This window comes from Streptomyces sp. NPDC054047 (assembly GCF_055585065.1).
The window spans coordinates 49,421-61,435 of record NZ_JBVJKV010000013.1 but is presented as its reverse complement, the minus strand read 5'-3'; the positions used below and the strand labels follow the sequence as shown (position 1 = coordinate 61,435).

The following is a 12,015-nucleotide window of genomic DNA, read 5'->3' as shown; positions in this document are numbered from 1 at the left end:
CATGACCGTCCCCGCACCGCAACCGGCTGCGCTCGTACGCGACTTCGAGGCCGCGCTGCCCAAGATCCTCGCCGACATCGAACTCCTGGTGCGCTGCGAGTCGCCGTCCGCCGACCTGGCGGCCGTGGCCCGCAGCGCCGAGCTGGTGGCCGAGGTGGGGGCCGCGCATCTGGACGCCACCGCCGAGCGCGTCGTCATCGACGGGCGCACCCATCTGCGCTGGCGGCTCGGCGAGGGGCCGCGCCGCGTCCTGATCGTCGGGCACCACGACACGGTGTGGCCCCTCGGGTCGCTCGCCACCCATCCGTTCGGCGTCGAGAACGGCGTGCTGCGCGGGCCCGGCTGCTTCGACATGAAGACCGGCGTGGTGATGGCGTTCCACGCCCTGGCCGCGCTGGACAGCACCGACGGCGTGACCGTGCTGATCACCGGCGACGAGGAGCTCGGCTCACCGTCGTCCCGCGCGCTCATCGAGGCCGAGGCGCGCGGCTGCGACGCGGCCCTGGTCCTGGAGGCGTCGGCGGACGGCGGCGCCCTGAAGACGGAACGCAAGGGCGTGTCCCTGTACGACGTGCTGCTGCGGGGCCGCGCCGCCCACGCGGGGCTCGAACCCCATCTCGGCGTGAACGCGAGCGTCGAGGCGGCCCACCAGATCCTCGCCGTCGCGGCGCTCGGCGACGCCGCCGCCGGGACCACCGTCACGCCGACCGTGCTCACCGCGGGCACCACCACGAACACCGTGGCCGCACAAGGAGAGTTCGCCGTCGACGTGCGGGTGCGCGACACCGCCGAGCAGGACCGGGTGGACACCGCGATGCGGGCGCTGCGCCCGGTGCTCGACGGCGCCCGCGTGGAGGTCGTCGGAGGCCCCAACCGGCCGCCCATGTCCGGCGACGCGTCACGGGACCTGTTCGCCCGCGCCGCCCGGATCGCCGACGACCTGGGCGTCGGACCGCTCCGCGCGGTCGCCGTCGGCGGCGCGTCGGACGGCAACTTCACCGCGGGCGTCGGCACCCCCACCCTGGACGGCCTCGGTGCCGTCGGCGGCGGCGCCCACGCCGACCACGAACACGTCGAGGTGGCCCACCTGCCCCGACGGACCGCCCTGCTCACGGCACTGCTGCGGGAACTCCTTGATCACGCCCAGCGCCCCCACGGCAAAGAAGATGACACCAGTGATTGATCTGTCCAGCGATCTGTCCAGCGACAGGGGCCGCCCCGCCGGCGCGGGAGCCGTGGCCGGTGAGGCGGTCGCCGCGGCGGAGTCCGCGGCCCGCTCGGCCCGCGTTTCCGTACGGCAACTCGCCGACCTGGCCCACCTGGAGGCCGTAGAGAGCCTCTACGAGGGGATCTGGCGGCCGGACGGGAAGGCCCCGCCCGTGACGACCGAGCTGCTGCGCGCGCTCACCAAGGCGGGCAGCTACGTGGGCGGCGCCTTCGACGGCGGCGAACTCGTCGGCGCCTGCATCGGGTTCTTCTCGCCGCCCGCCGAAGCGGCCCTGCACAGCCACATCGCCGGCGTGGCCGCGGGGATGCGCGGCCGCAACGTCGGCTACGCCCTGAAGCTGCACCAGCGTGCCTGGGCCCTGCGGCACCAAGTGGCCGAGATCTCCTGGACGTTCGACCCGCTGGTGCGCCGCAACGCCTACTTCAACCTCGGCAAACTGGCCGCCGCGCCCACCGAGTACCTGCCCAACTTCTACGGCCCGATGAACGACGGCATCAACGGCTCCGACGACACCGACCGCCTCCTGGTCACCTGGCGTCTCGCCGCCCCCGAGGCCGTCCTGGCCTGCGCGGGGCAGCGCCCCGCGCCGCGCACGGCGGGCGCCGTCACCGGCCTCGGCGTCTCGCCGGAGGACCGCCCGGTCCTCGGCACCCTCGAAGGCCCGGCCGTCCTGGTCGCCGTACCCGGCGACATCGAGAAGCTGCGCGCCACCGACCCCGCCCTGGCCGCCGTCTGGCGCTCCGCCCTGCGCGACGTCCTGGGCGGACTGCTCGCGGACGGGGCACGGATCACCGGCTTCGACCGGGCGGGCCGGTACATCGTCGAAAGGAAGAACACGTCATGAAGGAACCCGGCATGAAGGAACACGGCATGAAGCTCACCGGAGTCGAGATCCGCCGCGTCCGGATGCCGCTGGTGGCGCCGTTCAGGACCTCGTTCGGCACGCAGACCGTCCGCGAGGCCCTGCTGCTGCGCGCCGTCACGCCCGACGCCGAGGGCTGGGGCGAGTGCGTCGCGATGAGCGATCCGCTGTACTCGTCCGAGTACGTCGACGCCTGCGCGGACGTGCTGCGCCGCTTCCTCGTCCCCGCCCTCACCGGCGGCAGGACCCGGCTCGACGCGTCCACGGTCGCTCCCGTGCTCAGCCCCTTCAAGGGGCATCTGATGGCGAAGGCGGCCCTCGAAATGGCGGTCCTGGACGCCGAGTTGCGCGAGCGCGGCGTACCGCTGTCGCGGGAGCTGGGTGCCGTGCGCGATCGGGTGCCCTGCGGGGTTTCGGTCGGGATCATGGATTCGGTGCCGGAGCTCCTGGAGGCCGTCGCGGGGTACCTCGACGACGGCTACGTACGCATCAAGCTGAAGATCGCGCCCGGTTGGGACGTCGCCCCGGTGCGCGCCGTGCGTGAGCGGTTCGGCGACGACGTGCTGCTCCAGGTCGACGCGAACACCGCCTACACCCGCGCCGACGCGCGCCACCTGGCCCGGCTCGACCCGTTCGACCTGCTCCTCATCGAACAGCCGCTGCCCGAGGACGACTTGATCGGCCACGCGGAGCTGGCCCGTCAGGTGCGTACGCCGATCTGCCTGGACGAGTCCATCACCTCGGCCCGCGCCGCCGCCGACGCGATCGCCCTGGGCGCCACGAGCATCGTGAACATCAAGCCGGGCCGGGTCGGCGGCTATCTGGAGGCCCGCCGCATCCACGACGTGTGCGCGGCCCACGGAGTGCCCGTGTGGTGCGGCGGGATGCTGGAGACCGGGCTCGGCAGGGCCGCGAACGTCGCCCTGGCGGCGCTGCCCGGCTTCACGGTGCCCGGGGACACCTCCGCCTCCGACCGCTACTACCGCACCGACATCACCGAGCCGTTCACCCTCGACGACGGCCACCTGCCCGTGCCGGCCGGGCCCGGCATCGGCGTGGAGCCGCTCGCGGACGCCCTCGACGCGGTGACGGTGTCCACGGAGTGGCTGCCCGCCTGATGCCGACGCCGCGCACACCCCTGTCGTACGCGAGGAACTCCCCGTAAGATCGCCACCCATCCGGCCTATACGACGTATAGGACGTGTGACGCCCAGAAAGCCGTCTCTCGCCCCACGGGAGGAAGCGTGCTCATACCGGTGACCACCCATCCGCGAGCCAGCCTGCGGCGCGTGCTCGAGGACCTGGGTCCCACCCTCCTGGACCTCGTGTGCGGCGACCCCGACGGCGCCGATGACATCGGCGGCGTCGTCATCCACGACCCGCACGACGAACCGGTGCCGCCCCCGCAGGCGCTCGTGCTCGGTGTCGCCGTGCACGACCCGGTGCAGATCGTCCTGCTGCTCGACGCCCTCGGCACGCAGGGTGCCGCGGGGCTCGTCGTCCGCGCGCCCGTCGCCGTCGACGAGAAGATCACGGAGGCGGTGCGGCGCTCCGGGGTCGCGCTGCTCGGCCTGACGCGCGGTGCGTCGTGGGCACAGCTCGCCGCGATGCTGCGCGCGCTCATCGCCGAGGGCGACGTCGGCGAGAGGGGCCACGAGACGCTGGGCGGGGTGTCGTCCGGGGATCTGTTCGCGCTGGCCAACGCGGTGGGCGCGCTCCTGGACGCACCCGTGACCATCGAGGACCGCAGCTGGCGGGTGCTCGCCTTCTCCGGCCGGCAGGACGAGGCCGACCCCTCGCGCGTCGAGACCATCCTCGGCCGCCAGGTGCCCGAACGCTTCACCCGCGTCCTGGAGGAGCGCGGGGTCTTCCAGGCCATGTACCGCAGCGACCGCCCCGTCTATGTGGAGCCCCTCGTGGAGGTGGAGGGCGGCGATCTCAGCCTGCCGCGGGTGGCCCTGGCCGTGCGCGCCGGTGACGAGATACTCGGCTCCATCTGGGCCGCGGTCCACGGACCGCTCAGCGCCGAGCGCGACCAGGCCCTGCGCGACGCGGCCAAGCTGGTCGCGCTGCATCTGCTGCGACTGCGCGCGGGCGCCGACGTCGAACGGCGGCTGCGCGCCGACCTCGTGGGCACGGCCCTGGAGGGCGGGCCGGGCACGGCCGAGGCCGTCGCCCGCCTCGGGCTCGCCGAACAGCCGGGCGTGGTGCTCGCCCTCGCCGTCGCGGACCGCGCGGACGGCGAGCGCTCCGTCGCGCGGCACGCCCGGTACGTGGCCGAACGGCAGCGCCTCGCCGACGCGTTCGCGATGCACCTGACCGCCGTCCACCCCCGCTCGGCCGCCGCGCTCGTCGGTGACGTCGTCTACGGGATCGTCCCGGCACCGGCGGGGCGTCCCGACCCCGAGGAGCGGGCCGCCCGGGTCGCCGACGAGTTCCTGGAACGGGTGGGCGAGCGGCAGGAGTTGCTCGTCGGGGTCGGCCCGCTCGCGCGGGAGAGCACCGCCCTGCCCGCCTCCCGCGCAGGCGCCGACCGGGCGCTGCGGGTGCTGCGCGCGGGCGAGGGGAAGCGCTCGGTGGCCCGCATCACCGACGTACTCGTCGAGTCGCTGCTCCTGGAGCTCACCGACGTGATCGCCGAACGCGGCGACCCGCCGTCCGGCCCCGTGGCCCGGCTCGGCGCGTACGACGCGGCGCACCACACCTGTCTGGTCGAGACGCTGCGGGCGTGGCTCGACGCGTTCGGCGACGTGGCAGCGGCGTCCGCCGCCGTCCATGTGCACCCGAACACCTTCCGCTACCGGCTGCGGCGGCTCGCGGAGGTGGGCGGCCTCGACCTGACGGACAGCGACGCGCGGTTCGCCGCGATGCTGCAACTGCGGCTGTGGCCGCACGCGCGACGGTCCTAGCAGTTCACCCCACCGGTTTGGTGCCGGACGATGGAACGGGCCCTCCCGCATGGTGCGCGCGGACGAATCGCCGCCCCCGGACCGCGGCCTAGCCTCGCTGCCAGCTCGACCGAACCACCCGATGGACGAGGGAGACGAGGGAGACGCATGTCGAGGACACCGTCGAAGGCGCGGACAGCGTCGGGAGCGAGGACGCGAGGACGACTGGACGCGCTCCAAGGCTGGTTGAACGGACGCCTCGCCGATCTGCTCGCCGAGAACCAGGTGCCGGGTGCGGCCGTCGCCGTGAGCGTCGGCGACGCGGTGATCGACGCCGCCGCCGGCGTCCTCAGCAAGGACACCGGCGTCGAGGCGACACCGGACTCCCTCTTCCAGATCGGCTCGATCACCAAGGTCTGGACGACGACCCTGGCGATGCAGCTCGTCGACGAGGGGAAGCTGGACCTCGACGCGCCCGTGCGCGACCATCTGCCGGACTTCAAGCTCGCCGACGACGAGGCCGCCGCCCGCATCACCGTGCGGCAGCTGATGTGCCATGTCGCCGGGTTCGAGGGCGACTTCTTCACCGACACCGGCCGGGGCGACGACTGCCTGGAGAAGTTCGTCGCCACGCTCGGCGACACCCCTCAGCTGTTCACGCCGGGCGAGCGGTTCTCGTACAACAACGCCGCCTACTGCGTGCTCGGCCGGATCGTCGAGGTGCTGCGCGAGAAGCCGTACGACGCGTGTCTGCGCGAGCACCTCTTCGCCCCGCTGGGCCTCACCCACGCGGCCACAGGACCCTACGAGGCGATCCTGCACCGGGCCGCGGTCGGCCACATCCGGGCCACCCCGGACGCCGAGCCGCGGCCGGCCCAGGTGTGGGCGCTCGCCCGCTCGAACGCCGCGGCGGGCGCGATGCTGGCCATGCGGCCCCGCGACCTGCTGACGTTCGCCCGTATGCATCTGGCCGACGGCCTGGGCCCGGACGGCGGGCGCGTGCTCGGCGCCGACAGCGCACACGCCATGCGCCGACGACAGGCGGACGTACCGCCCTTGGGGCTCATGGGTGACTCCTGGGGCCTCGGCTGGGAGATCTTCGACTTCCCCGGCGGCACGGTCGTCGGCCACGACGGGGGCACGATCGGCCAGTCCGCGTTCCTGCGTGTCGTGCCGGGCCACGACATCGCGGTGGCGGTCCTGACCAACGGCGGCGACCCGCTCGCCCTTTACGCGGAGATCGTCGGCCGCGTCCTGCACGACCTCGCCGGCATCGAACTTCCCGCCCTGCCGGTGCCGGACCCCCAGACGCCGCGCGTCGACGCGTCGCGGTACGTGGGCACGTACGCGTCGTCGGCCGCCGACACGGTGGTCAGCCAGGACGACGAGGGCCGGGTGTGGGCCGAACGGACCCCGAAGGGGATCTTCGCCGAGATCGGCGGCGGCCAGGAGCGGATCGAGCTGGTGGCGTCCGCGTGGGAGGACACGCTGATCTCCGTGGCCCCCGAGAACGGCATGCACCGGCTGCACGCGTTCGTCGGCGACGACGGCGAGGGCCACGCGCAGTTCCTGCACACGGGGCGCGCCGACCGCAGGGTGGGGCCATGAGCGAGGTGGCCGAGCAGATCGAAGGGGTCTTCGCGGAGTCGGGCACGCGCGGCTTCCTGCACGCACACGAGGTGGGCCGCGCGGACGGCCCCGAGGTGGCGGTCGGCGCGGACGAGCCGGTGGTCCTCGCGTCGGTCTTCAAGATCCCCGTCGCGGTCGCGTACGCCCGTGAAGTGGCCGCGGGCCGCCTGGACGAACAGGAACGGACGAGGATCCCCGCACGCTTCCGGGTCGGCGGGATCGGCACGGCGGGCTGCGCCGACGACGTGGAGATGACATGGCGGGACGCGGCGCTGTTCATGCTGACGATGAGCGACAACGCGGCCACCGACGTCCTTTACCACCGACTGGGAGGGGCGACAGTGGACGGGCTGCTGACCGAACTCGGCCTCTCCCACACGCGGTTGATCGGCTGCTGCGAGGACCTGTTCACGTCGCTGGCGGCGGATCTCGGCGGGGCGGGGGCGAGTCCGGGGGCTTCGGGGGCTGCCGGCGGGGCGTACGGCGCTGATGGGGCCGGCGGGGCGGGCGGCTCGGGCAGCCCTGGCCCCCCTGGCGATGAGCCCCTCGACTTCGAGGGTCTGCTCGCCGCCGCGACGCCCGAGCAGATCTGGCGCAGCGCCGTGCTCGATCCCGCCCGCACATCGGCCTCGACCCCGCGCGACACGACCCGGCTCCTCGACGCGATCTGGACCGACCGGGCCGGTCCGCCCGAAGCCTGCGCGTGCGTACGGAGCATGATGTCCCGTCAGATCTGGCCGCACCGCCTCTCGTCCGGCTTCGCGTCCGGTGTCACGGTCGCCGCGAAGACCGGCACGCTGCCCGCCGTACGCAACGAAGCCGGAGTGGTGACCTGCCCCGACGGCCGCCGCTTCGCCGTGGCCGTCTTCACCCGGGCCGCCACGCTCGACGAACGGCTCCCCGCCGTCGACGCCTCGATCGGGCGCACCGCCCGCCTCGCCGTCGACCATCTGCGCCGGTACACCGCCCGAGGCTGAGGCAGCAGCCCGCCCGCTGAACACCACACCGCAGGGAGACACGGATGAGATCTGCGCGGATCGCCGCGGCGGTCATCGGCGTCGCCGCTCTGGGCCTCACCGCTTGCGGCGGGGCGCCGGACGCCGGCGGCCCCGCGGCGTCGGGCGGCAGCCTGGCCGACGGCAGGAGCTTCACCATGGCGCTGCCGTCCGATCCCGGCACGCTCGACCCGGCGATGACCGTCATGGCGGGTGCCATCCAGGTCGACCGCTTCCTCTACGACCCGCTGATCCACGTGGCCAAGGACGGCGGCGTGACCGCGGGCCTCGCCGAGAAGTGGGAGGCGGACACCACCACCGCCCGCTTCACCCTGCGGCCAGGCCTCACCTGCGCGGACGGTGCGCCGCTGACCGCGCGGGACGTGGCGGCGAACATCGCGTTCGTGGCCGACCCGGAGAACAGGTCGCCGCTGGCCGGCGTGTTCGTGAACCCGGGGACCAAGGTGAAGGCGGATTCCAGGACCCGCAAGATCACCGTCACCAGCAAGATCCCCGACGCCTTCCTGCTGCGCAACGTCGGCATGGTGCCCATGGCCTGCGGCAAGGGCCTGGCCGACCGCGGTGCGCTCGCCCAAGGACAGCACGGCACCGGCATGTTCACCCTCACCGAGGCGGTGCCGGGCGATCACTACACCCTGACCCGGCGCAAGGACTACGCCTGGGGCCCGGGCACATGGAAGGCCGGGCAGAAGGGGCTGCCGGACAAGGTCCACATCCGCGTCATCGCCAACGAGACCACCGCGGCGAACCTGCTCCTGTCCGGCGAACTGAACGCCGCGAGCCTCGGCGGACCCGACCAGCAGCGCCTCCTGGGCCGCGGCCAGTTCCACGCCGACTCGGCCTCGGCGCGGGGCGAGATGTGGTTCAACCAGGCCCCGGACCGCCCGACGCGGGACGAGCCGGTGCGCCGCGCACTCGCCAGGGCCGTCGACCTGGGGGACATCGGCAAGGTGCTCACCGCGGGGACCGGCAAGCCGTCGCGCAGCCTCATCAGCATCGATCCGAAGGCCTGCAAGGACGACACGGTGGCCGGAAAGCTGCCGACCCACGACGTGCGCGCGGCCAAGTCGCTCCTCGACGAGGCCGGTTGGAAGGAGACCGCCGATGGCGTCCGGGTGAAGAACGGCAAACGCCTCACCCTGACCCTCGTCTACTCCAGCCAGCTGGGCCAGCCGGCCGCCTCCGCGGCCGAGCTGGTCCAGAAGGCCTGGCAGGACGTGGGGGCCGACGTGACGCTCAAGGGGGTCGACAACACGGGCATCAACCAGGTGGTCGCGGGCAACGCGTCCTGGGACGCCGCCGTCCTGCCGCTCGGCCTGGCGCTCCCGCCCCAGCTCAGGCCCTTCGTCTCCGGACCGAAGCCCCCGGACGGCACGAATTTCGCCCACATCGAGAACGAGGCGTACGCGGCCCTGGCCGACAAGGCCTCGCGCATGCCGGGCACCAAGGGGTGCCCCACCTGGAGCCGCGCCGAGTCGGCGCTGGTCGCTTCGGTCGACGTGGTGCCCTTCGTCGACGCCGTGGTGCCGACGTTCGGGGCGGGCGCACGCTTCGAGATGAGCCACGGCAGCATCACGCCGTCGTCGGTCCGGATGTACGGAAATTGAACAGGAGGTGTCATACAGGTGGCCGCGCCCGCGGACGACGGCCCTCCAGCGGTCTCGTAACCAAGTGACGCTACGCTGCCCCACGGCAAGGGAGTGATCACCCCTCGCACTCACACCTCCCGTATCCCCCATCACATGACCGCACCCGCAGCCCATGATCCGTAGTTGGACGGCGCAGTTTCCATGTCTTGGCTTGAATCCTTCATTCTCGGGCTCGTCCAGGGACTGACCGAGTTCCTCCCGATCTCGTCCAGCGCGCATCTGCGGCTGACCGCGGCGTTCGCGGGCTGGCACGATCCGGGGGCCGCGTTCACCGCGATCACCCAGATCGGCACCGAGGCCGCCGTGCTGATCTACTTCCGCAAGGACATCGCGAGGATCATCTCCGCGTGGTTCGGCTCCCTCTTCGGCAAGGTGCCGCGCTCGGACCACGACGCGCAGATGGGCTGGCTGGTCATCGTCGGCTCGATCCCGATCGGCGTGCTCGGCGTCACGTTCAAGGACCAGATCGAGGGCCCGTTCCGCGATCTGCGGCTCATCGCCACGACGCTGATCGTGATGGGCATCGTCCTCGGCATCGCCGACCGCCTGGCGGCCCGCGACGAGACCGGCGGCAAGCACCGCGCCGTAAAGGAACGCAAGAGCCTGCGGGAACTGGGCGTCCGCGACGGCCTGATCTTCGGCATCTGCCAGGCGATGGCCCTGATCCCGGGCGTATCGCGCTCCGGCGCCACGATCAGCGGCGGCCTGCTCATGGGCTACACCCGCGAGGCGGCAGCCCGCTATTCCTTCCTGCTCGCCATCCCGGCCGTCCTCGCGTCCGGCGCCTTCGAACTCAAGGACGCGGGCGAGGGCGGGCACGTGTCCTGGGGCCCGACGATCTTCGCGACGATCATCGCCTTCATTGTCGGATATGCCGTAATTGCGTGGTTTATGAAGTTCATTACGACCAAGAGCTTCATGCCGTTCGTGTACTACCGCATCCTGCTCGGCATCATCCTGTTCATCCTGGTCGGCGCGGGCACACTCAGTCCGCACGCCGGTGAGTCCGCGGGCTGATCCCGGCCCGGTCGCAGGCGGGGGCGGGGCAGCGGCGCTGTGACCAATGGCATGCCGAAAGACCCTCTTCAGGAGGGTTTGACCGGCCTACGGTGAAGGGATGTCGCCCCTCGCCCGCATCAGCGCCTCGTACGCCCCGCGCTTCGCCGAGTTCGCCTTCGAGCCCGGTTTCACGGCCGCCGTGGACCAGCACGTCGCCGAATTGCGGGAGCGGCTTGAGATGCGTGGGGCCGGGCTCGTGCCGCCGGCGCCGGATCCGGAAATCCTCGCGGACTACGCCCTGGGGTTCCTCGACGCCCTGGCCGAGAACGGGTGGCGCGAGCCCGTGGGCCACGACTACGCGGTGTGCCGCCTCACCGCCATCTCCTGGCTGGTGAGGCGGCACGACCTGGTGCCGGAGGCCTCCGGGTCCTGAGACCCGGCCGGTCAGATGTCGAAGCGCTCGCGCTCCTCCACCGGCTGGTTGGTCATCGCGTCCTGCCGGCCCGCCTGGTAGGCGCCGACACTGCCGCGCGCCTTGGCCGTCTCCTGCTCCGCCGTGTTCAGCCAGCGCTCCCAGCGCGCCCGCATCGGGCCGATGAGGCCACCGCCCACGCCGACGATCAGGATGCCCGCGCCGGCCGCGAGGGCCGCGTACAGGACGGGCTGGGTGACCGTCGTGGCGATGCCCGCCTGGCCCAGCGCCGCGATCACGCCGAGCGCGACGATGCAGGCCCAGACGATCGTGCCGACGGTCTTCCCGTACGACATCGAGGACAGGGCGCTGGTGACGATGTCCCGCACGATGTTGGCCACCGCCATGGCGACGACCATCAGGACGATGGCGACGACGCCGCGCGGGATCCAGGAGACGATGCCGTCGAGCATCGAGGAGACCGGGTTGCTGCCGAAGACGCCGAAGCCGAGCTGCAGGGTGATCAGGAGCAGCGCGAAGTACACGACCTTGCAGACGATCCCCGTCATGTCGTACTTGGAGTTCGCCAGCATGCGCGACGCGCCCGCCCGTTCGGCGAGCTTCTCGGAGCCGACCTTGCGCAGGACCCGGTCGAGAACCTTGGCGATCATCTTCGAGACGAACCAGCCGATGGCCAGGACGACCAGGAAGCCGATCAGTTTCGGCACGAATTGCGCGACCTTCGACCAGGCGTCGTTGAGGCCCTGGGTGAAGTCCACGGAGAGACTGATGTACTGGGACATGAGTGGCCCTCCACTCGATGAGCCCCGTGCGCCACAACGGCGTCAGGGCGATGAATCCCCCACGGCGCGCGGCTTCCGGCGCGTCCCTTCTCCTGGATATCAGCAGCCACGGTCGGGCACGGCCCGCTGATGGGCCGTACGGGTGACGGACTGTGACGCGGTGGCTGCAGTACGGCGTCCCATGCGGCGCATGTGCGGCATGTGGCGCGTCTTGCTGTGCGAATGCTCACTTGGGGGATCTGCCCGGTAGCGGAGAGTTCCGATTGTCGTAGGTATCCCCTAGGCTTGACGCATGCCCTTAAACCCCCATCCCCCTGGTTCCGCGCGCTCAGCCGCGGAACTGAACGAGCGGATCCGCGGCCTGTGGTTGCGCGCCGGCGGCCGCCTCTCGGCCGAACAGCGCCGTGAGTACGAACAGTTGGTGACGGAGTGGGCGACAGCCGTGCGCGAAGAGGTCGTGGAGGCGGCCTAGTTGACACCCCGGCGCACCGAGCGGCGCTCGCCGGGAAGCCTCGGCCGGCGCCTTCGA

Annotated in this window: 11 protein-coding genes; 10 read left to right on the top strand and 1 reads right to left on the bottom strand. The window is 72.3% G+C overall.

What is annotated here, in order from left to right; genetic code table 11:
- Position 1: 1 nt before the first annotated feature.
- The 9 genes from ACZ6ZP_RS35885 to ACZ6ZP_RS35845 all read left to right on the top strand — a co-directional run bounded on the left by ACZ6ZP_RS35885 (position 2) and on the right by ACZ6ZP_RS35845 (position 10,704).
- Positions 2-1,183 carry a M20 family metallopeptidase gene (locus ACZ6ZP_RS35885; RefSeq protein WP_399982146.1) on the top strand — a complete coding sequence of 394 codons (1,182 nt, stop codon included), beginning with the start codon at positions 2-4 and terminating at the stop codon, positions 1,181-1,183.
- Positions 1,176-2,072 carry a GNAT family N-acetyltransferase gene (locus tag ACZ6ZP_RS35880; RefSeq protein ID WP_399982143.1) on the top strand — a complete coding sequence of 299 codons (897 nt, stop codon included), beginning with the start codon at positions 1,176-1,178 and terminating at the stop codon, positions 2,070-2,072. The genes ACZ6ZP_RS35885 and ACZ6ZP_RS35880 overlap by 8 nt, the downstream gene beginning before the upstream one ends.
- Positions 2,073-2,098: 26 nt before the next feature.
- Complete coding sequence (gene menC, locus ACZ6ZP_RS35875) at positions 2,099-3,208, top strand: o-succinylbenzoate synthase (protein ID WP_399982295.1); 1,110 nt, start codon at positions 2,099-2,101, stop codon at positions 3,206-3,208.
- Between the two features lie 171 nt (positions 3,209-3,379).
- Positions 3,380-4,999 carry a PucR family transcriptional regulator gene (locus tag ACZ6ZP_RS35870; protein WP_361469314.1) on the top strand — a complete coding sequence of 540 codons (1,620 nt, stop codon included), beginning with the start codon at positions 3,380-3,382 and terminating at the stop codon, positions 4,997-4,999.
- 225 nt (positions 5,000-5,224) lie between these two features.
- Positions 5,225-6,586, top strand: a complete 1,362-nt coding sequence (locus ACZ6ZP_RS35865) for a serine hydrolase domain-containing protein (RefSeq protein WP_469409994.1) — start codon at positions 5,225-5,227, stop codon at positions 6,584-6,586.
- Positions 6,583-7,584, top strand: coding sequence for a serine hydrolase (locus ACZ6ZP_RS35860; protein WP_469409992.1), 1,002 nt, complete (start codon positions 6,583-6,585; stop codon positions 7,582-7,584). The genes ACZ6ZP_RS35865 and ACZ6ZP_RS35860 overlap by 4 nt, the downstream gene beginning before the upstream one ends.
- Before the next feature lie 44 nt (positions 7,585-7,628).
- Entirely contained in the window at positions 7,629-9,230 is a 1,602-nt protein-coding gene (locus ACZ6ZP_RS35855; protein WP_469409989.1) for an ABC transporter substrate-binding protein, read from the top strand.
- A gap of 183 nt (positions 9,231-9,413) precedes the next feature.
- On the top strand, positions 9,414-10,289 hold the full coding sequence (locus tag ACZ6ZP_RS35850) for an undecaprenyl-diphosphate phosphatase (RefSeq protein WP_351169947.1): 876 nt from the start codon (positions 9,414-9,416) through the stop codon (positions 10,287-10,289).
- Positions 10,290-10,389: 100 nt separating this feature from the next.
- Complete coding sequence (locus ACZ6ZP_RS35845; RefSeq protein WP_351169950.1) at positions 10,390-10,704, top strand: DUF6401 family natural product biosynthesis protein; 315 nt, start codon at positions 10,390-10,392, stop codon at positions 10,702-10,704.
- Between the two features lie 11 nt (positions 10,705-10,715).
- On the opposite strand, the gene ACZ6ZP_RS35840 is transcribed toward ACZ6ZP_RS35845, so the two are convergent.
- Positions 10,716-11,486, bottom strand: coding sequence for a mechanosensitive ion channel family protein (locus tag ACZ6ZP_RS35840; protein WP_351169953.1), 771 nt, complete (start codon positions 11,484-11,486; stop codon positions 10,716-10,718).
- A gap of 292 nt (positions 11,487-11,778) precedes the next feature.
- Here ACZ6ZP_RS35840 and ACZ6ZP_RS35835 point away from each other — a divergent pair, with 292 nt between their 5' ends.
- Positions 11,779-11,958, top strand: coding sequence for a hypothetical protein (locus tag ACZ6ZP_RS35835; protein ID WP_351169956.1), 180 nt, complete (start codon positions 11,779-11,781; stop codon positions 11,956-11,958).
- The last annotated feature ends 57 nt before the right edge of the window (positions 11,959-12,015 follow it).